At 69.8% G+C, this 22,186-nt stretch carries 22 protein-coding genes; 13 read left to right on the top strand and 9 right to left on the bottom strand.

The features are described from left to right. The first annotated feature begins 84 nt into the window (after positions 1–84). Genes QSK17_RS19855 through QSK17_RS19845 form a run of 3 tightly spaced genes read left to right on the top strand, consistent with a single transcriptional unit; the run spans position 85 to position 3,133 of the window. Positions 85–2,016, top strand: coding sequence for a fumarylacetoacetate hydrolase family protein (locus QSK17_RS19855; RefSeq protein ID WP_285706410.1), 1,932 nt, complete (start codon positions 85–87; stop codon positions 2,014–2,016). Continuing rightward, positions 2,013–2,636, top strand: coding sequence for a DUF2867 domain-containing protein (locus QSK17_RS19850; protein ID WP_285706409.1), 624 nt, complete (start codon positions 2,013–2,015; stop codon positions 2,634–2,636). Before QSK17_RS19855 ends, QSK17_RS19850 begins: the two co-directional genes overlap by 4 nt. Beyond that, the gene (locus QSK17_RS19845; protein ID WP_285706408.1) at positions 2,633–3,133 is read left to right on the top strand and encodes a DUF6463 family protein; all 501 of its coding nucleotides are present in this window, start codon (positions 2,633–2,635) and stop codon (positions 3,131–3,133) included. The genes QSK17_RS19850 and QSK17_RS19845 overlap by 4 nt, the downstream gene beginning before the upstream one ends. On the opposite strand, the gene QSK17_RS19840 is transcribed toward QSK17_RS19845, so the two are convergent. Beyond that, positions 3,090–3,755, bottom strand: coding sequence for a response regulator (locus QSK17_RS19840; RefSeq protein WP_285706407.1), 666 nt, complete (start codon positions 3,753–3,755; stop codon positions 3,090–3,092). The two genes, QSK17_RS19845 and QSK17_RS19840, sit on opposite strands and share 44 nt — an antisense overlap. After that, positions 3,752–5,725 carry a sensor histidine kinase gene (locus QSK17_RS19835; protein WP_285706406.1) on the bottom strand — a complete coding sequence of 658 codons (1,974 nt, stop codon included), beginning with the start codon at positions 5,723–5,725 and terminating at the stop codon, positions 3,752–3,754. Before QSK17_RS19835 ends, QSK17_RS19840 begins: the two co-directional genes overlap by 4 nt. 167 nt (positions 5,726–5,892) lie before the next feature. Here QSK17_RS19835 and QSK17_RS19830 point away from each other — a divergent pair, with 167 nt between their 5' ends. Further along, a complete protein-coding gene (locus QSK17_RS19830; protein ID WP_285706405.1) occupies positions 5,893–6,618 on the top strand; it encodes a hypothetical protein in 726 nt (241 codons plus the stop codon). Positions 6,619–6,897: 279 nt separating this feature from the next. On the opposite strand, the gene QSK17_RS19825 is transcribed toward QSK17_RS19830, so the two are convergent. The 7 genes from QSK17_RS19825 to QSK17_RS19795 form a co-directional block, all read right to left on the bottom strand. After that, positions 6,898–7,077 (bottom strand): hypothetical protein, encoded by a 180-nt coding sequence (locus QSK17_RS19825; protein ID WP_285706404.1) that lies wholly within the window; start codon positions 7,075–7,077, stop codon positions 6,898–6,900. A gap of 238 nt (positions 7,078–7,315) precedes the next feature. Next, positions 7,316–8,254: a MerR family transcriptional regulator gene (locus QSK17_RS19820; RefSeq protein ID WP_285706403.1), complete on the bottom strand. Its 939-nt coding sequence runs from the start codon at positions 8,252–8,254 to the stop codon at positions 7,316–7,318. Between the two features lie 132 nt (positions 8,255–8,386). After that, a complete protein-coding gene (locus QSK17_RS19815; protein ID WP_285706401.1) occupies positions 8,387–9,178 on the bottom strand; it encodes a hypothetical protein in 792 nt (263 codons plus the stop codon). A 93-nt stretch (positions 9,179–9,271) separates the two neighbouring features. Then, a complete protein-coding gene (locus QSK17_RS19810; RefSeq protein ID WP_285706400.1) occupies positions 9,272–10,318 on the bottom strand; it encodes an ABC transporter ATP-binding protein in 1,047 nt (348 codons plus the stop codon). Further along, on the bottom strand, positions 10,315–11,157 hold the full coding sequence (gene modB / locus QSK17_RS19805; protein ID WP_502889247.1) for a molybdate ABC transporter permease subunit: 843 nt from the start codon (positions 11,155–11,157) through the stop codon (positions 10,315–10,317). The genes QSK17_RS19810 and modB overlap by 4 nt, the downstream gene beginning before the upstream one ends. Before the next feature lie 5 nt (positions 11,158–11,162). Next, positions 11,163–11,957, bottom strand: coding sequence for a molybdate ABC transporter substrate-binding protein (gene modA, locus QSK17_RS19800; RefSeq protein WP_285706399.1), 795 nt, complete (start codon positions 11,955–11,957; stop codon positions 11,163–11,165). 11 nt (positions 11,958–11,968) lie between these two features. Beyond that, positions 11,969–12,379, bottom strand: a complete 411-nt coding sequence (locus QSK17_RS19795) for a TOBE domain-containing protein (RefSeq protein WP_285706398.1) — start codon at positions 12,377–12,379, stop codon at positions 11,969–11,971. 552 nt (positions 12,380–12,931) lie between these two features. On the opposite strand from QSK17_RS19795, the gene QSK17_RS19790 reads away from it, so the two are divergent. The 9 genes from QSK17_RS19790 (at position 12,932) to QSK17_RS19750 (ending at position 22,140) form a co-directional block, all read left to right on the top strand. Beyond that, positions 12,932–15,247: a xanthine dehydrogenase family protein molybdopterin-binding subunit gene (locus QSK17_RS19790; RefSeq protein ID WP_285706397.1), complete on the top strand. Its 2,316-nt coding sequence runs from the start codon at positions 12,932–12,934 to the stop codon at positions 15,245–15,247. Then, the gene (locus QSK17_RS19785) at positions 15,244–16,179 is read left to right on the top strand and encodes an FAD binding domain-containing protein (RefSeq protein ID WP_285706396.1); all 936 of its coding nucleotides are present in this window, start codon (positions 15,244–15,246) and stop codon (positions 16,177–16,179) included. Before QSK17_RS19790 ends, QSK17_RS19785 begins: the two co-directional genes overlap by 4 nt. Further along, positions 16,176–16,661 (top strand): (2Fe-2S)-binding protein, encoded by a 486-nt coding sequence (locus QSK17_RS19780; protein WP_285706394.1) that lies wholly within the window; start codon positions 16,176–16,178, stop codon positions 16,659–16,661. Before QSK17_RS19785 ends, QSK17_RS19780 begins: the two co-directional genes overlap by 4 nt. 188 nt (positions 16,662–16,849) lie before the next feature. After that, a complete protein-coding gene (locus QSK17_RS19775; protein ID WP_285706393.1) occupies positions 16,850–18,016 on the top strand; it encodes an FAD binding domain-containing protein in 1,167 nt (388 codons plus the stop codon). Between the two features lie 203 nt (positions 18,017–18,219). Then, positions 18,220–18,966 (top strand): phytanoyl-CoA dioxygenase family protein, encoded by a 747-nt coding sequence (locus QSK17_RS19770; protein ID WP_285706391.1) that lies wholly within the window; start codon positions 18,220–18,222, stop codon positions 18,964–18,966. A 113-nt stretch (positions 18,967–19,079) separates the two neighbouring features. Further along, positions 19,080–19,589: a GNAT family N-acetyltransferase gene (locus QSK17_RS19765; protein ID WP_285706562.1), complete on the top strand. Its 510-nt coding sequence runs from the start codon at positions 19,080–19,082 to the stop codon at positions 19,587–19,589. 52 nt (positions 19,590–19,641) lie between these two features. Next, entirely contained in the window at positions 19,642–20,568 is a 927-nt protein-coding gene (locus QSK17_RS19760) for an ABC transporter ATP-binding protein (RefSeq protein ID WP_285706389.1), read from the top strand. Next, a complete protein-coding gene (locus QSK17_RS19755) occupies positions 20,565–21,347 on the top strand; it encodes an ABC transporter permease (RefSeq protein ID WP_285706388.1) in 783 nt (260 codons plus the stop codon). The genes QSK17_RS19760 and QSK17_RS19755 overlap by 4 nt, the downstream gene beginning before the upstream one ends. Then, positions 21,340–22,140, top strand: coding sequence for an ABC transporter permease (locus QSK17_RS19750; protein ID WP_285706387.1), 801 nt, complete (start codon positions 21,340–21,342; stop codon positions 22,138–22,140). The genes QSK17_RS19755 and QSK17_RS19750 overlap by 8 nt, the downstream gene beginning before the upstream one ends. The last annotated feature ends 46 nt before the right edge of the window (positions 22,141–22,186 follow it).

Here is a 22,186-nt window from a genome sequence, read left to right as displayed (position 1 = left end):
CATCAAACCAGGTATGCCCGACGGCAGAGCAAATGCTGATTGGTATAGCCTATGTCAACCAACATAGAGACAAGGGGGTTCTCCATGCGTTGGGTGACCTACGCGACGGGCACCGGAGACCGCGTCGGGGTGATCGGAGAGGACCGGATCCATCCCGTCGCGCCGGGCGTCAGCTTGATCGAGCTCATCGGCCGTGGCGCGGAGGAGCTGCGGGCGACGGGAGAGGCGGCGTTGGCGTCTGCGGCGCAGACGGTTCCGCTGGCCGAGGCCAGGCTGCGTGCGCCGATTCCGCGCCCGCCCTCGGTCCGCGACTGCCTGTGCTTCCTGGACCACATGCGCAACTGCCAGCAGGCCGCCGGTCAGCCGCGCACGCTCAAGGACGCCTGGTACCAGATACCGGCCTTCTACTTCGCCTGCCCCTCGACGATCGCCGGCCCGTACGACGATGTGACGATCTCGCCCGGCAGCGCCTGGTTCGACTTCGAACTGGAGATCGCCGCGGTCATCGGACCGGGCGGCCGGGACCTCACGCCGGAACAGGCCGAAGAGCACATCATCGGCTACACCATCTACAACGACTGGTCGGCACGCGACCTGCAACTGCGCGAAACGCCACTGGCGATCGGCCAGGCCAAGGGCAAGGACGGCGCGACCACGCTCGGCCCGTTCCTGGTCACCCCGGACGAACTGGAGCCCCACCGCCGGAACGGCAGGCTCGCCCTGCGGGTCGAGGCCACCGTCAACGGCAGAATCATCGGCTCGGGCCGTACCGACGCCATGGATTGGAGCTTCGGCGAGGTCACCTCCTACGCCTCGCGCGGCGTGGACCTGGTGCCCGGTGACGTGTTCGGCTCGGGCACGATTCCTGGCTGCTGCCTCATCGAGCACCTGTCCCTCACCGATCCGGCCGCGTTCCCCGGCTGGTTGCGGGACGGCGACGTCGTCGAGCTGACGGTCGAGGGGCTGGGCCGAACCCGCCAGACCGTACGCGCGTCCGCCGCGCCGTATCCGCTGGCGCCCCGGCACAACCCCGACCGGCGACCTCCGCGCCCGCGCGTCAACCGCGCCCCGTCGAAGCTGCCCTACACCCGCGGCCTGCACGAGGTCGGCGCGGGCGTGTGGGCCTGGTTGCTGCCCGACGGCGGGTACGGCTGGAGTAACGCGGGACTGGTCGAGGGCGAGGGTGCCTCCCTCCTGGTCGACACCCTGTTCGACCTGCCGCTGACCGCCGAGATGCTCGGCGCCATGCGTGCGATCACCGATCGGCACGCGCTCACCCACGCCGTCATCACCCACTCCAACGGCGACCACACCCACGGCAACCAGCTGCTGGGCGAGTACATCCAGATCATCGCCGCGGAGGCCACCTGCACGGAGATGCGGCATGAGATGCCCCCTGAGATGCTGACCGCCACCCAGGTCGTGGACATCGGCCCGGCGACCCCCTACTTCCGCGAACGCTTCGGCGCCTTCGACTTCAGCGGCATCCGCCTGCGGCTGCCCGACCTGACCTATGACAGGGAGCTCACGCTGGACATCGGCGGCCGCGAGGTGCGCGTGATGAACCTCGGCCCCGCCCACACCGGCGCCGACTCCGTCGTGTACGTGCCTGACGCGGGCGTGCTCTTCGCGGGCGACCTGCTGTTCGTCGGCTGCACCCCGATCGTGTGGGGCGGCCCGATCGCCAACTGGATCGCCGCCTGCGACAAGATGATCGCCACCGGCGCCGAAACGATCGTCCCCGGCCACGGCCCGGTCACCGACCCCGATGGGATCCGCGCGGTGCGCGGCTACCTCACCCACGTGGTCGAGCAGGCGGACGCCGCCCACGCCCGCGGCCTGTCCTTCTCCGAGGCGATCGAGGCGGTGGACCTGGATGAGTACGCCACCTGGCTGGACGCCGAGCGGATCGTGGTCAACCTCCACCGCCGCTACCGCGAGCTCGACCCCGCCGCCACACCCGATCTGGACCAGATGACGCTGTTGGCCATGATGGCCGAAAGGGCGCTCTCGTGAGGCTACCGAAGACGGCGTACACCTCCCACCCGTGGCGTATCCACGAATTCACGAGTGACTTCGCGATCGAGGATGTGTGGTCGTTCCGCACGCCCGGAGCCGGGCCTGACGACTTCCCCGCGATGCTCGCGGCGATGCGAGCCGCCGGCGGGCTCGCGCAGCAACCCTGGCCGGCGCGGTTCTTGTTCGCCCTCCGGTGGAAGATCGGCGCCCTCCTCGGGTGGGACAGGCCGTCAGCGGGCATCGGCGCGCGGGTCACCTCGCTCCGCGACCGCCTGCCCGGCGACATCCGGGACGCTCCCCGCGGTCCGGACAACAAGGCCATGCCCCTCAAAGCGGTCTACGAGCTCGACACGGAGTCCGTTCGCGAGCTGGCGAACACGACCGCGCACACCCTGATGCATCTCGGCTGGGTTCAAGGCGCGAACGGCGACTACGAGCTGCGGATGGCCGTCCTCGTCAAGCCCAACGGGCTGTTCGGCCGGCTCTACATGGCCGCCATCGCGCCTTTCCGGTACCTCATCGTCTACCCGGCCCTGACCCGGCGATGGGAGCGAGCCTGGCTCGTCCGCGACCACGACCACGTGGAGGCCGAGCACGACGAAGGGACGTCACTGTGAACGCCAGAAAGCGGATGCTCCGCTGGGCGAGCGGGATCATGCTCGTGCTGGGAGCGGGGCACCTGTCCTTGGCGGCGCTCGTCGCCTGGAAGGACATCACCGGCTGGGTTGATCGGGGGATGTGGGCGGCCGTCCCGCTCCTGTCCACGGAGGGCACCGTGCAGACGGTGGAGTCCCTTCGGAACAAGTTCGCCTTCTGGGCCGCGCCGGGAAGCTTCGCCGTGCCTTTGATCCTCCTGGGCTGCCTGACATGGCATCTCGCCGGACGCGGGGTGGCTGTGCCCGCCGGAATCGGCTGGGGCCTCGCGGCGTGGTGTGTGCTGGGCGGCGTCCTTCTTGTGCCGTCCCCGTTCTTCGCCGGGACGATCTCCGGGGCACTCATCATCGTGGCGGCGCGGCATGAAGATCGGTCGGGAGCGGGAGATGGACCTGGCGTGATCGTGCCCGGGAATCTCAGGAATTGGTGCCGAGGCCGGCTTGGCGGGCGCGGACGATGACCTCGGCACGGTCGGCGACTGCCAGCTTGGCGAAGATGGCGGAGATGTGGTTACTGACCGTCTTTCCGCTGATGACCAGCTGCCGGGCGATCGCCGAGTTGGACCGGCCGGCTGCGATGAGGTCGAGGACCTCCCGTTCGCGAGCGGTGAGCTCGGGGAAAGGTTCCGCGGTCGGCGCGAAGGGCGCGCCGCCGGCGAAGAAGTCGATGATCCGGCGGGCCACGCTCGGGCCGAAGATGGCCTGGCCGACCGCGACCGAGCGGACCGCCCGTATGATCTCCTCCTGCTGAGCGCCCTTGACCAGGTACCCGGAGGCGCCGGCGCGCATCGCGGCGAATACCGACTCGTCGTCCTCGAACATTGTGAGCACGAGCACCCGGGTGGCGGGTGCGGCACGCACGATGGCCCTGGTGGCATCCACGCCGTTGGTGCCCGGCATGTGCAGGTCCATGACCACGACGTCGGGGTGGGTGAGTTGGACCTCGCGGCGGGCGGCGTCGCCGTCGCAGGCCTCGCCCACCACCTCGATGTCGGGCAGCGACGCGACCAGGGCGCGCAGTCCCTCTCGCATCAGCGGGTGGTCATCGACGACGACGATCCGGATCGGTTCCACGGCGGTCATGACTGCTCCAGTGGTAGCTGGGCGTGGACGCGGCCCCCGCGGTCGGTCGGGCCGGCGGTGAGCGTACCGCCCAATTCGGCGGCCCGCTCGTGCATGGAGCGCAGGCCCACGCCGTGCGGCCAGGCGCCGGCGCCATTGGTGCTGTTGTCGCTCACCTCCACGTGCAGGGCGTGATCGGCACGCAGCGAGACCCGGCACGCCGTGGCCTCGCCGTGACGCAGCGCGTTCGTGACCGCCTCGGTGGCGATGCGGTACGCGGCCACCTCCACCGCGGCGGCCAGCGGCGGCAGGTCCTCCGGGACGTCGACGGTCACCACGAACTCGGCGTGCTCGCGGCGCCAGAACTGCTGGGCGCGCTGGCGCAGGGCACCGACAAGTCCGAGCTCGTCGAGGTCGGGCGGGCGCAGGTCGTAGACGAGGCGGCGGATGTCGGCGATCGCGGTGGTCAGGTCGGCGCGCAGGTCGAGCAGGAGTTGCCCACTCCGCTGCGGATCGGTGTCGCGCAGGTTGTGGGCGGCGTCGGCCTTGAGGGTCACCGCGGTGAGCACGGTGCCGAGGCCGTCGTGCAGGTCGCGGCGCAGCCGTCGGCGTTCCTCCTCTCGGGCGGCCACGATGCGCTTGCGGGACTCGCCCAGTCGCTCGGACAGGCGTACCTCCTGCAGGGCCAGGCCGATCGGGGCGGCCAGCAGGTTGAGGGCGCGCCGGTCGGCGCCGGACAGCCGGTTCTCGCCGGTGCGCAGCCCGACGAGCAGGTCGGCGGGCGACCCGTCGGCCACTTCCAGCGACACGGTGTGTCGTAGCGGTGGGGGCTGGCCGTACGTGGCCACCAGCCGGCCGTCGGAGCTGACCGCGGCGTACGGCAGCCGCAGCGCCTCGCACACGGCCCGCAGCACCCCGTCCAGGCCGGTACCGAGCCGCAGGCCAACCCGGGCGGCGGCCGAGGCGGGGTCGCGGCGCTGCCCGTACATGACCCTGTCCACAAAGGACTGGACAGCGGAGCGGGCGGGTGCGAAGGCGAGCGCGATGACCGCGGTCGCGATGACGGGTTTGGCCGACAGCCGATCCTGCGCCAGCGCGGAGAGCGCCGCGACGATGCCCAGGTACGCCGCGACAACGCCGAGCGTGAGCACCCCGTACACCAGCGACCGGTTGACAATCAGCTCGATGTCGTACAACTGGTGGCGCAGGATCGCCACCGTGGCCGCGGCCGGGATGAGCGGCAGGGTCAGCAGGAACAGCACCGGCCCGTCGGCGGTGACGATCCGCTGCACGTTGAGCGTCACGAACAGTCCCACCGCCCACAACAGCCACATCAGCTGCAGCCGCTGCACCCCGCGCGACCGGCGGGTGCGCAGGCCGAGCACGACGAGGCCGGCCAGCAGCACCAGCGCGTCGGCACCGACGAACACCGGCATCAGCCTCTGGGCGACTTCGCCCACCACGGCGGGCAGCATCGGGCCGTAGCCCGCGGTCGGCTCACCCTCGATCACCCCAGCCGCCACGGGCAGGGTCAAGGTCGACGTGAGCGGCAGGACCGCGAGGGTCGCGACGGCCAGTGGCCGCCAACGCCGGGACAGCGGCGTCCCATCCGGGAACAGCTGGATGATCAGCGGAAGGCAGACGGCGGGTGCCGGGATCCACACGGTGATACCGAACAGCTCCACCGCCCGCTCCCACCCCGCCGGCAGCCTGACCACGCCGGAGAGCAGCCCCAGGCAGGCCACGCTCATCGTGTAGCAGGCGCCGTACGCCACGAACAGCAGCCCGATGCGGTGCCCAGGCCGGTGCGCCAGCACCAGCACACCGAACGCGGTGAAGGTCAACGCCTGGGCGCTGTTGGTCAGCAGGTACGAGTCATCGGCCGCGTCGGCGAAGGTGAGCCCGCCGAGGAACCAGGACACCCACGCCGCCGCGACCACGACGACCGTGAGGGTGAGTACCGCGACCGGGCCGGCTCGCCTGACAGCCATGGACTCATCATCGGGTCCCGCCACTCCCACCGGCCATAGGAGTGCACCCCCAGATCCGCCGGGAGTACCAGGACCGACTTTGGGAGACCACGCCCACGACGGCGGGAGTACACCGCGACCACTCTCGGACACGACCGGGCATCCACCAAACCTTCCAGGAGGACATCATGCGGCCGGACACCGGTTCCCGCACCGCCACCGCCCCACCCAAGCCGCTCCGGGACGTGCGCGGCTTTTGGCGCATCCTGCTCGCCGTCATCGCACCGATCCCCATGCTTGGCATGGGCATTCACTACATCTTCAGCCCCGTCGACGGTGGCCAGTCGTTCGAGGCCACGGTCGCGGCGTACGCAGCGCATGAACAACTGGTCGGCACGCTTCGATGGTTCATGCTGCCGTTCCTGGTCGGACTGATCCCGGCCACCTTCGCTGTGGCCTGGGTGGCCCGTCGCGGCGCTCCCCGGCTCACCACGGCGGGTGCGCTCCTCGCGCTGCTCGGCGATCTGGCCGGCTTCCCCCTGATCCGCGGCGGCGACGACCTCGCGTACCTCACGGTGACGAGAGACTTCGACGTGGCGACCATGGCGAAGATCCAGAACGCCTTGGAGGACGACCCCGCGCAGCTGGCGGCGGGCCTGCTGTTCATCCTGGGCATCGTCATCGGCCTGCTGCTGCTCGGCCTCGCGCTATGGCGCAGCGGCGCGGCGCCGGCCTGGATGGGCATCGTCCTCGCGGCGGGCGGGTTCACGCATCCGTTCATGCCCGGTCACGTCGCGTCAGGCATCGGCCTGGTGATCACCGCCGTCGGCTTCACCGGCGCCTCCATCGCCCTGTTGCGCATGCGCAACGACGAGTTCGATCTGCCACCCGCCAGACCCGCCGCAGGCGCGTGACTCCGGCCGGCAGGCGCGACCGCCGTCCACGCACGCGGCCGGCGGTCGCGCCCGTGCTCGGCCAGACTGTTCGCCTGCCGAGAAGCTGACTCAGGATTGGGGCATCACGGTGCGAGGTCGACGCCTGACGGGCAATCGGCCGGATCGAAGCTTTTGCCTCTCAGGGGTTACCGTCGCGAGCACCGGTGTCTAGCGTGGAATTGATGAGCACGCCGTTTCGGCGTCTTCCGCAGACCGAATCGACGCTCCGTAGCCAGGCCATCCTGGCAACCGAATCCATCACGACACGGGGTGATCACTCATGCTGAAGCACGCTTTCGCGGCAGGGGTGATGGCGGCCTCCGCTCTCGTCGCTCCCGTGACGATGCCCGTGCAACCGGCGAACGCGGGAACCATGGCCACGGTCGTCACGACGTTGCCCGCTCCCACGTCCACCACGGCGACGCCGACATCGGCCACGAACTGGCCTTGCTGGCATTGCCACCGTGGCTGGCACGGTGGCTGGCACCGCCACTGGCACGGGGGCTGGGGTTGGCACCACCACCGCAACTGGAACTGGGGCGGGCATCACTTCCGCCACTGGAGGTGGTAGCCGAGTATGCCCTCGGCCCATGACGCATGATGTGCGTCACGGTCGACCGGTAGTCGGGCCGTCGTCCCGCAGGAGTACTCGCGGGAGCGACGGCCCTTGTTCTCGCTACCCCGGTATCCGGGCACGCAAGGCCCGGATGAACCAGTCGAGGGCCGGTGCCAGGCTTTCCGGGGCCGGCCAGCCGTTGATCACTGCGAGCAGTTGAAGGTACGCCTCCCTGCGAGGGTCGTTGGCTGTCTCCAGCCGGGACAACAGCTGACGCCGAAGGTCGACGTCGTCGGGGCGGCCCAGGACATGCGCGTACTCGGCCATGACCGCCGCGACGACCTGATCGGCCTGGGGCGAGGCCGGAGTGATCCCCGCTTCCAGGGCCGGGCCGACCTGGTCACGGACCGCTGCGGTGGAGTCGCGCCGCAGGCCCATGGCATCTCCGCGAGCATGATCGTCCGCGTGCTGCTCGGCCATGCGGCGCATGAGAGCGCGGAAACCCGGGTCCTGAGACAGTTCGGCCAACTCCACCCACGCCTCGACCTGCTCGGCCTCGGGGTCGTCGGGCAGCTCGGGGGTCATCGAGCGCCTGGTCGCCGCGAATCCGTGGTCGACGTCCAGGCCGCCGAAGGCGGTGTCGAGGAAGTCGTCGATCAACCGTCGGCGTTCGTCCTCGGAGAGCCTGGCGAGCTTGTGCATGAAATCCATCTCCTCAGGGGTGGACCCGCGCCTGGCCACCGCCGTAAGCACCGCGCGCCGCAGGCGCAGCGTTCGGATCTGCACCGCCAGCGCTTCGGCGTGCGCCGCGGCGACCTCGGGCAGCGAGATCTCCTGGTCCACGACCTTCCGGATCGTGGGGAGATCCAGGCCCAGGTCGCGCAGCGTCCGCACGAGGTCCAGGCGTGCGACGGCGTCGATGCCGTAGCGGCGGTAGCCGGCCGGGCTGCGGTCAGTCGGCGGCACGATCCCGCGATCGGAGTAGAACCGGATGGCCTTGACTGTCAGACCGGTCCGCCGAGCCAGATCGCCGATCGAGTAGAGCGTGTCGCCGTCCATGCCCTCACCCTCGCGTCTCCCCTTACTGGAGACTCAAGCCGGTTCACCTGTCGGTAGCCGACCGCTCCTGGTTCACAGATCCTGATAAATGCTCACCGCGCCGCCCTCGGTGCCGACGACTCCGGGCACTGATCAGATCTCCGCGACCGACCCGCACTCTCCCTCCTTGAGGGCGGGCGCGTTGTCGTCGTAGGCGTCAGTCTGGCCGATGCTGTTGTATTCGCGGACGAACTCAGGGTGCACGAACCTGTCCTTCGAGCCGCATTCCGTGCCCGCCGTCCACGTGTCGGTGCTCGGGCCGTCCCAGTGGCGCAGCGGGTCGCCCGGTTCGTCCCGCCAGTACTCATGCCGGGCCTTGACGAAGGCCATCACGCGGATGATGGGGATCTCCTTGCCCGCGGGACGAACCGCGTAGACCAGCCTGATCGTGTAGTTCACCCACAGTTCGGACCGGCCCTGCTCGTCCTTCCCACTCTCGGCGGACATCGTGCTCTGGACCTTGATGGCCGGGCCGACGAGTTCGGCCGAGCCGGGGGCGAAGCTGGTCACCCAGCCCCGGGTGTTCTTCTTCGCGTCCGTGCTGTCCAGGTTCTCCAGGAAGTACGTCCGCTGCTCGGGGTCCAGCAGGTTCGCGAAGGCGTCGGGTTTCCCGCCGAGCAACGTCTGCTGGTCAAGGTGGGCCGCCTCCAGCAGCCGCTTGCTCATCTGGAAGGCATCTTTGACATCCTTGGCCGAGAAGTTCCCCACGTCCCCCGCCTCGGGAATGACGATGCCGTCCGCTCCGTCGGCGAAGTTCTCCGCGGGCGACCCCTGGAAAGGCCGGCTCGCGGTGATCACCGTGGTGTCGGTGAGCATGTTCTGAATCGCTCCGCATCCCGTGAGCATCGCAGTGGCCAGGCATCCCGCCATCATGATTCGCCTCATACCGTGATTCGACATGGCAGGAATTATTCAGCGATCTCCCGGTTTGTTACCTCTCCTGCCGACAGGCGCACATCGACACCAGCGGCGCACGGGTCAGGCCGGGTAGGCGTGGGTTTCGGTGGCTTTGACCGAGGCCCAGATCCGCTGGCCAGGGGCCAGCTCCAGATCGGCGACGGCGGCCGGAGTGACGTCGGCGAAGGCGCTGATCGGCCCGGCGAGGTGGATGCGGATGTTGTCCCCGTGGCGTTCGATGCCCTCGATCCCGGCCTGCCACAGGTTGCGCGGGCTGCCGTCGGGGCGTGAGCGGTACAGCGCGACGGCGGCGGGTGAGAAGGCGACGAAGGCGGGCCCGTCGAGGTGCTCGGCGACGCTGAACAGCACGTCCTCGACCTTCACCTGCTGGTCGCAGGCGTGGCCCCGATAGAGGTTGAGCCCGACCAGGCGGGCGACGTAGTCGGTGCGCGGGCGGCGTCCCACCTCACCCGGCGTGCCCTGCTGGACGACGGAGCCGTTCTCGATGACGACCAGCCGGTCGGCCAGGACCATGGCGTCGAGCGGATCATGGGTGACAAGGACGGTGGCCCCGTCGAACTCGGCCAGGTGACGGCGCAACTGGGAGCGGATCTCCAGCCTGGTGTGGGCGTCCAGCGCGGCCAGCGGCTCGTCCAACAACAGCAGCCGAGGCCGTACGGCGAGCGCTCTGGCCAGGGCGACGCGTTGGGCCTGGCCGCCGGACAGCTGCCGAGGTTTGGCACCGGCGTGCTCGGCCAGGCCGACGCGGCCCAACCACGTGGCGGCCGTACGGCGGGCCTCGGCCTTCGTGGCGCCGTGGCAGCGAGGCCCGAACGCGACGTTGTCCAGGGCGGACAGGTGAGGAAAGAGCAGGTAGTCCTGGAAGACCATGCCGACGGGACGGCTTTCGGCGGCCAGGCCGTGCACGGACCGGCCGTCGAGGGTGATGCGGCCCCCGTCCGACAGCGGGGACAGCCCGGCCAGGGCGCGCAGGGCGGTGGTCTTGCCCGCGCCGTTGGGCCCGAGCAGCGCGACGACCTCACCGGCGGCGACCTGGAGTTCGAGGTCGAGTGCGAAGCCGGGCCGGGTGACGACCAGGCGAGCGTCAAGCGCCGTCGGCGGGGTCATGGACTGTTCACCCACCTGTCGCGCAGGCAGGCCAGGATGATCACGGAGACGGCGAGCAGCACGAGACTGAGCACGATGGCCGCCTCGGGTTCGGTTTCCAGGGCCAGGTAGACCGCCAACGGCATGGTCTGGGTCCGGCCGGGGAAGTTGCCGGCGAAGGTGATGGTGGCCCCGAACTCGCCCAGCGCGCGAGCCCAGCACAGGACGGCCCCGGCCACGACGCCGGGGGCGATGAGGGGCAGCGTGACGCGCCGGAAGACGGTCCAGCGCGATGCGCCCAAGGTGGCGGCGGCCTCCTCGAAGCGCTGGTCGGCGGCGCGCAGTGCGCCTTCGACGCTGATGACGAGGAACGGCATCGCCACGAACGCCTCGGCGATGACGACGCCGGTGGTGGTGAAGGGCAACGTGACACCGAAGGCGCTGTCGAGCCACTGGCCGATCAGGCCGCGCCGGCCGAGCACCAGCAGCAGCGCTACGCCGCCCACCACGGGGGGCAGCACCAGCGGGACGGTGACCAGCGCGCGCACCAGGCGGCGGCCGGGGAAGGCGACGCGCGCCAGCAGCCAGGCCAGCGGCACGCCGAGAAGCAGGCACACGGCCGTGGCCGCGGTGGCGGTGACCAGCGACAGCCGCAGGGCTTCGAGCACCTGGGGTTCGGCCAGCCGCTGCGTGAGCGTGGACCAGGGGGCGCGCACCAACAGCCCGGCGAGGGGCAGCACCAGGAAGGCCATGCCGATCACGGCAGGCACTACCAGCACCCACGGCACGCGGCCGGACACGCCGGATCGCTCGGGGCGGCGGACATCGCCCCGAGCGGTCGGTGTGGTGGACGCGGTCATACCGCTCAGGGGGCCTCGAACCCGGCCTTGGTCAGCACGTCCTTGCCCTGCGGTGAGAGCACGAGGTCGACGAACTGCTTGGCCAGGTCACCGGCGGGCGCATTGGACAGCACCGCGATCGGGTAGTCGTTGATCGCCTTGTCGGCCTCGGGGAAGGGGATGCCCTGGACCTTGTCCCCGGCGGCGATCACGTCGGTCTTGTAGACCAGGGCGGCGTCGACCTCGCCCAGCTCGACCTTGGTCAGCGTGGCCTTGACGTCCTGTTCCAGGGTGACCGGGGTGACCTTCAGCCCGGCCGCGTCCAGCGCCTTGACGGCCGCAGCGCCGCACGGCACCTGCTCGGCGCAGAGAGCGACCTTGATCTTGGGATCGGTCAGGTCCTTCAGCTCGTCCACCTTGGCCGCGTTGTCTGCCGGGACGGCGATTTCCAGCTTGTTGCGCACGAACGTGGTGGGTGCGCCGGCCAGGGACGCGTCGGTGACGGTCTTCATCGTGGCCGGGCTGGCCGCGGCGAACACGTCGGCCGGTGCGGCCTGGGTGATCTGCTGGGCCAGCGTGGCGCTGGAGCCGAAGTTGAACCTCACCGTCGTGCCCGGGTGGGCGGCCTCGAAGGCCTTGCCGAGCTCGGTGAACGTGCCGGTCAGCGAGGCTGCGGCGAACACCGTCACCGTCTTGGCCGTACCCCCGGAGGAGGTGGACGCGGAGGTCGCCGGGGTGCTCGAACCGCAGCCGGTGAGGCCGGCGGCGAGGGCGAGCGCGAGGGGGGCCGCGACGGCCCAACGGAACAGACGGCTTGACAACGGGGGGCTCCTTATTGACTCACCGGGCGGGTCTGGTCGGGGATCTCCACGACGACGTTGGTGGACTTGATCACGGCGACCGCCACCACCCCCGGTTCGAGGCCCAGCTCGTCGGCGGCCTGGCGGCTCATCAGCGACACCACCCGGTATGGCCCGGCGGCGATCTCCACCTGGGCCATCACCGAGTCCTTGATCACCTCGGTCACGATGCCGCGGAAGCGGTTGCGCGCGGAGGAGTGACCGGAGTCGCTCTCGGCCTCGATCTGCGCGCGCGCGAACGCGGCCAGATCCGCGCCGTCCACCCGGCGGTGGCCGTACTCGTCTCGCTGGGCGGTGAGCCGACCGGCGTCCACCCATCGGCGGACGGTGTCAGCGCTGACACCGAGCAGAGCGGCGGCCTCGCTGATCCGAAACGTCGTCACGAACAATCACCATACCTTCGCACATTCCAGCATGAACACCCGCGTGGCCTAGTAATCGCGGCGCGATATCCGTACTCTTCATCGCATCCACGAGAGAAGATGTCATGAGACGGGTCTCGGCCCTCCCGTCCACGCCGACAGTCAACCACCGCACCGGTGGGCCGCCGCCGGTGTCGCTCCGGGCCGCCGGGCTCGTTCCCGGACTTGGCCGAGACGATCTGATCCGCGCCGCCCGGGGTCTTGGATCCTTCGTGGACCAACAGCATGCCCGGGTTCGTGTTTCCCCTGCCAAAGCGATAATCAACGCTGACTCCCAGCAGAGACGGAGCCAGCCTCGGTGCCGCCATCTGAAGACCTATATTGACGGGACGAATCCACTTCGCTGCCGATCACGTGCCGTCGAGAGAGGGACTGGCGGCCGTGTTGGGTCGGAGCGATCCCTAGACCTCTGCGCAGCCCCCAGGGCTCCATCACGGCGCGGGTGAGGAGAGCCCGCCGGAGTGCCGACCGCATTCATACTGCGACGTTCTTCACCGAACAGTGGAGCATGACATGGAGCAGTGGACCAGACGCGAGGACAGGCGGCTGCTCACCGGCCATGGCCGGTACGTCGCGGATTTGGTGGTGCCGGGTTGCTTGGATGCGGCGTTTGTCAGAAGTACCGTCGCCCACGGCATCGTGCGTGAAGTGGACTGCGCGGCTGCCCGGGAGGTGCCCGGCGTGATCGGGGCCTGGTCAGCGGCGGATCTGTCCGGGCTGCCCACCTGTACGCACGCGGCCGCGCGGCTGCAGGACCTGCCGCCGGTGCCGCACACGCTGCTCGCGAGGCTGTCCAATGAAGAGGCGGTCACCGGACGTGAATGGCCGGCGCTGGCGAAAGAGCGCGTGCGGTACGCGGGAGAGGCCGTCGCGGTCGTTGTAGGAGAAGATCGCTACCGGGCCGAGGACGGGGCCGCCGAGGTCGTTGTTCGGATCGACCCGCTACCGGCAGTGGTCACGCCTTCCCGGGCGGCCAACGACTCGATTGCCCTGTTCGATGGCCTGAGCAACACGGCGTTCACGGGTGAGGCAGGACAGCCGATCGATGAGTCGGTTTGGCAGGGGGCGGCCGCCGTGGTCGAGGCTCGCTACCGTCAGCAACTCCTGATGCCGACGCCGATGGAGTGTCGGACCATCCTCGCCGTCCCGGAGGAGGACGGTCGGCTGAGCGTGTGGTCGGGGCACCAGATGCCCCATCGGCTGCGGCGTGAACTGGCGGCGCTGCTGGATCTGCCGGTGGACCGGATCCGCGTGGTGGTGCCCGACACCGGGGGCGCGTTCGGTTCCAAGAGCGCGGCGTTCCCGGAGTTCGTCACGGTGGTCTACCTCGCGGTGACACTCGGACGGCCGGTTCGCTGGATCGAGGACCGTCTGGAGTCCATGACGGCCGCCACTCGCGGGCGGGGCCAGGACCAGCGGGTCCGGCTCGCCGCCGACGCCGACGGGCACCTGCTCGCCTATGAGCTGCAGATCGACGCCGACGTGGGAGCTTACCCCCATCTAGGGGTCGGCCTGCCCATGCAGACGGCCTGGATGGCCACCGGCCCTTACACCACGCCCAAGGTCCACGCCACCGTACGTTCGGTGCTGACCAACACGATGGTGACTTACCCGTATCGCGGCGCTGGCCGGCCGGAGGCGACGATCGCGCTGGAGCGGTCGATGGACCTGCTGGCCCGCAGGCTCGGGATGGATCCGGCGGAACTGCGGCGGCGCAACTTCATCCCTGCCGGGAGTTTCCCGTACCAGACCCCCACGGGCCGCTGCTACGACAGCGGTGACTACTCGACCGCCCTTGACCTGGCCTTGGAGACCATCGGCTACGGCACGTGGCGGGATGAGCAGGAACGGCGCAGAGAGAATCCGGACGCACTGCCGCTGGGCATCGGCCTGTCCTGCTATGTGGAGCGTTCCGGCGGGGAACCGGGCGGGTTGCACGAGTTCGCCGGCGTCGAAGCGCACGAGGACGGCACGATCACCGCCCGGTGCGGCGCCGCGCCCAGCGGGCAGAGCCACGAGACGACCTTCCCCGCGCTGGTCGCCCAGGCCCTCGGCGTCGAGGAGGACCGGGTGCGGCTGGTCGAGGGGGACACCGACGCGCAGCCCGAGGGCCTGGGCTCTTTTGCCAGCCGTTCGGCGCAGGTGGACGGGGCGGCCCTGTGTCATGCCTGTGCCCTGCTCATCGACCGGGCGCGCGAGCGGGCGGCGGAGCTGTGGGGGATGCCGGTGGAGGAGGTGGAGTGGTCTGCCGGCTCCCTCCGCCCCCTCCGGGACGGCTCGGCAGCCATCGGGTTGGCGGAACTGGTCAAGGACACCGGACCGCTGCGCGTCGACGACCGGTTCGAGTCAGGCATGGGCTTCCCGTTCGGCGCCCACGCCGCCGTCGTCGAGGTCGATCCGGAACTCGGCACCGTTCGTGTCTTGCAACTGGTGGTGGTCGATGACTGCGGAGTTGTGCTCAATCCGGCGGTGGTGCGCGGGCAGGCGTTCGGATCGGCCGTCCAGGGGATCGGCCAGGCCCTGTACGAGGGCATCCCCTACGGCGACGACGGCGTGCCGCAGCTGGCCAATGGCCTGCTCGACTATCTACTGCCGACGGCCGCCGAGATCCCGCCCATCGAGGTCAAGGACACCCGCACACCGACCCCCAGCACGCCGCTGGGAGCGAAAGGGGCCGGGGAGTCGGGCTGCATCGGCACGCCTGCGGCGATCGTCAACGCCGTGGCCGACGCGCTCCAGCCGGCCGACCCCGGCCTGCTGCAGATGCCGCTCACCCCGGACGTCGTCTGGCGGGCGGCCCGTGCCCCGAAATACGAGGAGGCCCGGTGAAACCCGCAACCTTCGACTACGTCGCACCGCACACAGTGCACGAGACCCTGGACGCCCTCGGCGACACCGAGCGCGACGTCCGCGTCCTGGCCGGCGGGCAGAGCCTGATCCTGGAGATGCACCTGCAACGGATCCGCCCTGATCTGGTGGTCGACATCAACCGTGTGGCGGGGCTCGACCACCTGAATCTGGACAACGGCGCCGTGCGCGTCGGCGCCCTGGTCCGCCACGGCGTCTTCGAGTCCCCTCAGGCCGTTCCCGGTCCGCTCGGCAGGCTCTTCGCCCTCGCCGTCGTCAACATCGCCCATCCGCCGATCCGCGCCCGTGGCACGATGGTGGGCAGCCTCGCCTGGGCTCATCCGGCGTCGGAGTGGTGCGCCATCGCCCTCGCGCTCGACGCCGCCATAGAGGTGCGCAGTGCCGACAGGGCCCGTGAGATCGCGGTCCATGACTACTTCCGCGGCGCGCTCCAGACAGCGCGCGCACGGGACGAGCTCATCACCTCGGTGCGATTCCCGCTGCTTGGTGACAACACCGGAGTCGGCTTCATCGAGCACCGCCGGACGCACTTCTGCTTCGCCCAGGTGGCCGTGGCCACGGCACTGGCCGTACACGACGGAGTGATCGAGCAGGCGCGGATCGGGCTGGTCAACTGCGCTGACCGGCCGGTGCGGGCACGAGCCGCCGAGCAGGCGCTGGTCGGCGCCGAGGTCGGCTCGCCCGGCACCGGCTACCGGCTGCCCGACGGCCACCCCTTCATCCGCGCGGGACGGATCGCTGCGGAGCAGGATGCCGCGCCCCTGGCAGAGCCGTACGCCGACCCGGAGTATCGGCGAAATGCCATCGCCGTGCTGGTCGGCAGGACGCTGCGTCAAGCAGCGACGGACTACCAGGTGCAAGCCGGCAACGGGGCCACGGGAGGCCGCCTGTGAAGATCAAGCTCACTGTCAACGGCGAACAGCACTCACTCGACGTCGAACCCCGGCGCATCCTCGCCGACGTGTTGCGGGAAGACTGCCGACTCACCGGTACGCACCTCGGTTGCGAGCACGGCGTCTGCGGGGCCTGCACGGTGCTGGTGGACGGCGAGGCCGTCCGCGCGTGCCTCATGCTGGCCGTTCAGTGCGACGGCAGGTCGGTACGCACCGTTGAGGGGCTGTCCTCGCCTGATGGCGAGCCACATCCGCTCCAGCGGGCGTTCTCCGCCGAGCACGCCCTCCAGTGCGGTTTCTGCACACCGGGCTTCTTGATGGTGGCGGCAGGCGCCCTGGAGGCCGACCCCACGATCGCCGATGACTCAGAACGCATAGACGGCCTGGTCGAGTCCAACATCTGCCGGTGCACCGGCTACGAACCCATCCGCCGAGCGATCATGCGCGCTGCAGCAGAGTCCGCCTCACGTGGAAAGCCGTGATGAGCACCACATGGAGATCCTGCAACCCCCAGGCCGTCGACGATGACATGGCCGCCTACGCCCGCAGCCTCCGAACCAACGGCGTCCCGGTACCGCAGGTCGCCCAGAAGCTGCGATCTTCAAAGCTTTGCCGGCCCACATACGCCGTCTCGGGCGGGTATAGGAACTGCCATGTTCGGAGAGCGTCTATGCATCTGAGAGAAGCGTTCAAGGCTCTGATCATCGGTGGGTCGGTCGGGGGCCTGGCAGCGGCCCACGAGTTACGAGCCGTCGGTGCTGAACCCGTCGTGTACGAACGATCGGCGGGCAGGATGCAGGCTCGTGGTGCGGGCATCGTCATGCAGCCCGAGGTGGAGGCGCTGCTGGTGAGACTGGGCAAATCTGCGCAGTCGGTGAGCGTCGAACTGCGTGAGCGCCAGCAGCTCCACATCCACGGCAGTCCCGACCGGTATGAGGCCCCGCAGTTGATGACGGCCTGGGACACTCTCTACCGGGCGTTGCGGGAACCCCTCGCCGGTGTCTGTTACCGCTTGGACAGTGCCCTTAGGCGGGTCCGGGTGGAAGGCTCCGATGTCACGGCCGAGTTCGCTGACGGCTACACGGCTCAGGGCAATTTCCTGGTGGGCGCGGACGGGATCGGTTCGGCCACGCGGCGGCTGCTCGATTCCGCCGCGCGTCCCGCGTACGCCGGGTATGTGGCCTGGCGAGGGCTGGAACCGGAGTCGGCCCTGCCCGGTGGCCTTCTGGACCTGCTGGCGGGCCGGTTCACGTTCTTCGGCGCGGACGGCCTGCAGATGCTGTGTTATCTGGTCCCGGGGGCCGATGGTGAGCTGGTGGAAGGCTCCAGGCGTGTCAACTGGGTGTGGTACATGAACGTGCCCGAGGGTGAGCTTCCACGGCTGCTCACGAGCCGATCTGGAAAGTCGTTCACGACTTTCCTGCCGCCTGGGGAGATGCTTCCCGACGTTGCTGCGGAGCTTGCCGTCACGGCTGAGGCGTCGCTTCCGCCGCCGTTCGCGGAGCTCGTGCGCCACGGTGAGGTCTTCATGCAGCCTGTCTTCGACCTTCGTCCGTTTCGGATGGTCGCCGACCATGCGGCTCTGATCGGCGACGCCGCTGGCACGGTCCGGCCGCACACCGCCTCCGGGACCTCCAAGGCGTTCGGTGATGCGGCCGGCCTCGCCGCGGCCATGCGCGGATGGACACCCGGTCACGACCTTCCCGCCCGGCGGCTGGCGGACTGGGAAGAGCAGCGGCTGATTCACCTGGTGAGGCTGTCGGAGATGGGGATCGACCTGGCTAAGCGGTCAGCACTCGGGACGGCCACCGGCCGTCGCTTCTTCGTCTCCGACTGAGGGAGCTGTGTGGGCGCGGCTCGGCGACTACCCGCCTGAGTTGAAAGCCGATGCCGTCGCGCGACGGGTCTCGGCCCTCCCGTCCACGCCGACAGTCAACCACCGCACCGGTGGGCCGCCGCCGGTTTCGCTCCGGGCCGCCGGGCGGAGCCGGAGGGAAAACCGGTCGACCTCGCCGTCCGGCGGCGTCTATGGTCCGTCGCGTGACGGACTTCGATGACACCGCCATCGAGCGGTTCTCCACCGACGGGTTCCTCAAGATCGAGGAGGCCTTCCCGCGCGAGACGGGCGAGCGTGCGGGAGCCTTGATCTGGGAACGGCTGGGTCTGTCACCGGACCGGCCGCAGGAGTGGACCCGGCCTGTGGTGTGGCTGGAGCCCAGCTGGGACGGCGCATTGGGTGAGGTCATGCACGGCCCGCGGCTCGCCGCCGCGCTGGACCTGGTCGCCGGGAAGGACCGATGGGTGCCGCGCCCGGTGGTCGGGATGATGCCGATCAGATTCCCTCATCCGGAGGACTCCGGTGACACCGGCTGGCACATCGACCAGAACATCCCGGGGCCGGACGGGGCCTGGGGCGTCGTCACCGGACGGTCGCACACCTTCCTCCTCCTGCTCCTGTTCTCCGAGGTGGGTCCGGACGATGCGCCCACCCGCATCCGGGTCGGCTCCCACCGGGACGTGGCACGGGTGCTGGAGCCGTACGGCGAGGGCGGCCTGCCGTTCTTCGACTCCGGGCCGATCCTGGACGCGGCGACCGCGCACCGGCCGGAGGCGCTCGCCACGGGGTCGCCGGGAGACGCCTACATCTGCCATCCCTTCCTCGTGCACGCGGCCCAGCGGCATCGTGGGACCCGGCCCCGGTTCATGTCGCAGGTCCCGATGTCCCTCAGGTCGCCGCTCAGCCCGGGCGGTTCCACGCCGCTGGACCGGCTGACCTGGCCCTGCTGACGTGGGGCGGCGGACAGTGCCTGAGACAGCCGAACTGTGACTGTTTCTTCCGATTTATCCGGCATCCAGTACTCCGGGGGCATTCGCCGGGCCGCTGCTAGGATCGCCCGGTGATGATCAGGCAGGGTGGCCTCGCGGACGTCCAGGCCGTGCTCGGCATGTTCGACAGCGCGGTGGCGTGGCTGACCGAGCGGGGGCGCACCGGCCAGTGGGGCAGCGCGCCGTTCTCCACCGATCCGGCGAGGATCGAGAGCATCACCCGCTGGGCGTCGGAAGGCGGCATGCGGATCGCCGAGATCGACGGCGAACCGGCCGGCTGCGTTGTGGTGGGCGCAGCCATGCCGTACGTGCCTCCGCCGGTGGAGCCGGAGCTGTACGTGCACGGCCTCGTGATCGACAAGCGGTTCTCCGGCCAGAAGGTGGGCGCCGCGCTGCTCGGGTGGGCGCGCGAGGAGGCGGCCAGGCGCGGGGTGGGCCTGCTGCGGGTCGACTGCTACGCAGGTGACGACGGCAAGCTCGTGAAGTACTACGAGAGCATGGGTTTCTCCCGGACCGACACCTTCACGGTCGGCGAGTGGCCCGGCCAGGTCCTGGAGATGCGGATCTCCCCCGCGGACACCTGACCCGCCAAGAAAATAGTTGTCGCGCGACATCCTCAACGTGAAGGATGTCGTCATGATCAGGGTCGAGTCGCTGACGAAGGTCTTCCGCCGCCCGCACGCCTTTTCCGGCCCTTTCGGAGCCCTCCGCACCCTCGTGACCCGCCGATATGACGAACGGGTCGCCGTCGACGGCGTCAGCTTCGAGATCCCCGAGGGCGAGATCGTGGGCTATCTCGGCCCCAACGGCGCCGGCAAGTCCACCACCGTGAAGATGCTGACCGGCATCCTCACCCCCACCAGCGGGCGGATCGAGGTGGACGGCAGGGTGCCGTGGCGGGACAGGGAGGCCAACGCCAGGGCCGTCGGCGTGGTCTTCGGCCAGCGCAGCCAGCTGTGGTGGGACCTGCCGCTGATCGACTCCCTGCGCCTGGTCGGCGATCTGTACGACGTGCCCGCTGCCCGTTTCACCGGATCGCTGCGCCGCATGTGCGATCTGCTCGGCCTGGACGACTTCCTGGACACGCCTGTCCGCCAGCTGAGCCTCGGCCAGCGGATGCGCGGCGACCTGGCGGCGGCGATGCTGTACGACCCGCCGATCCTGTACCTCGACGAACCCACCGTCGGCCTCGACGTCCTGGCCAAGCAGGCGGTGCGGGAGTTCATCGTCGACACCAACAGGGCCGGCCGCACCACGGTCGTGCTGACCACGCACGACCTGGCCGACGTGGAGGCGCTGTGCAGGCGCATCATCCTCATCGACAAGGGCCGGGTGCTGTACGACGGCGGCATCGACGATCTCGTCACCGCCTACGCTCCGCCCCGGAGGCTGGTGGTCGAGCTGGCCGACGGCGAGACCCGCACCTTCGAGATCGCCGGCGGCACGTCGGTCCCCGAGCTGATCGCCCAGGTGGCCGCCGAGCACGCCATCCGCGACCTGTCCATCGAGGAGCCCGACCTGGAAAGCGTGATCAAGCAGATCTACGCCGAGAGCATGCGATGATCCGGCCGCTGGCCGGGATGGCCCGCATTGGCCTGCGCTTCCAGCTCGCCTACCGCAGTGATGTGATCATGACGGTGCTGGCGCTGATCGCCCAGGTGTTCCTGCTGCGCATGGTGTGGACCGCGGTGTACGGCGGCTCGGGACAGGCCCGGGGACTCACCCTCGATGCCCTGCTCGCCTACCTGAGCCTGGCCAACCTCCAGGCGTTCGCGACCACCCCGGTCATCCCGAGGATCGCCCACTTCCGGATCCGTACCGGCATGGTGTTCTTCGACCTGTCCAGGCCGACCGGCTACCTGTCCCAGATGGCCGCCTTCCAGGTCGGGCACACCTTCGGCGGCTTGCTGATGCTCGCGCCGGCCGTACCCGTGGTCCTGCTGGTCGGCACGATCACCCCCACCGCGCAGCCGCTCGGCTACGTGGCCACCCTCTCGCTCGGCTACGTCATCTCGGTGATGATGTCGCTGCTCATCTGCGTGATCGGCTTCTGGACGCTGGAGACCGGGGCGATCTCGCTGCTGTACCGGCTGGTCAGCCACTTCTTCGCCGGGACGATGGTGCCGCTGTCGTTCTTCCCGGGGGCGCTGGGCGTCCTGGCGGAGGCGCTGCCGTTCAAGTACATGGGGTACGTCCCGGCGGCCGTCTACGTCGGTCACCTCTCGGGCGGGCAGGTCGGCCGGGCGGTCGCCGTCGAGGTCGCGTGGATCGCCGCGCTGGCGGCGCTGCTGTGGGCGGTATGGCGAAGGGCGCACCGCAGGGTGGTGATCAACGGTGGCTGAGATCGCGCGCACGCTGCGCCTGTACTGGCGGCTGCAGCGCGCCTCCATGCGCGGGGCGTTGCAGTACCGGCTCAACACGGTGATCGGCATCGCCACCGGGGTGGCCTACCAGGGCAGCGGCTTCGCCTTCGTCTGGGTGGTCATGCACACCTTCCCGTCCTTGGCCGGGTGGAGCCTGAAGGAGGTCGCCTTCCTGTACGGGCTGCGCCTGACCGCCCACGCGTTCTACGTGCTCCCGTTCAGCAGCCTTTTCGGCCTGGAGTTCCTGGTACGCGAGGGAGAACTGGACCGGGTGCTGCTGCGCCCGCTCAACCCGCTGGTCCAGATCATCGCCAGGCGGTTGGGCGTGGGACAACTGGGCGACCTGCTGGCGGGCCTCGTCCTCCTGGTCATCGCGGCGCCGCCCCTGAGCCCGGCAATGATCGCCTTCTGTCTGGCGGCGGTCGTGGGCGGCGCGCTCGTGGAGGCGTCCTTCGCCCTGGTGCTGGCATCGATGTCGCTGCGCACGTTGAACGGGTTCGCGTTGTGGACGTTCGTGGACGACCTGTTCAGCAGGTTCGGGTCCTACCCCATGAGCGTCTTCGGCGGCGCCACCCAGTGGGTGCTGACGTTCGTGCTGCCCGTGGCCTTCGTGGCGTACGTTCCGGCGAGCGTGCTGCTGGACAAGACCGGAGCGCTGAACGTGCCCGCGCTGGTGGCGTACGGGAGCCCGCTGCTGGGCGTCGCGCTGTTCGCCCTCGCGTACCAGGTCTGGCGGCACCAGCTCCGGCACTACCAGAGCGCGGGCAACTAAGCAGCTCCCAGGCCTCGCGGGCCTTGTCGACGGCCCCGACTTCGTA

Source organism: Microtetraspora sp. NBRC 16547 (assembly GCF_030268965.1).
GTDB lineage: Bacteria > Actinomycetota > Actinomycetes > Streptosporangiales > Streptosporangiaceae > Microtetraspora.
Note: the sequence above shows the minus strand (reverse complement) of the source record. Positions and strands in the feature narration are given on the sequence as shown.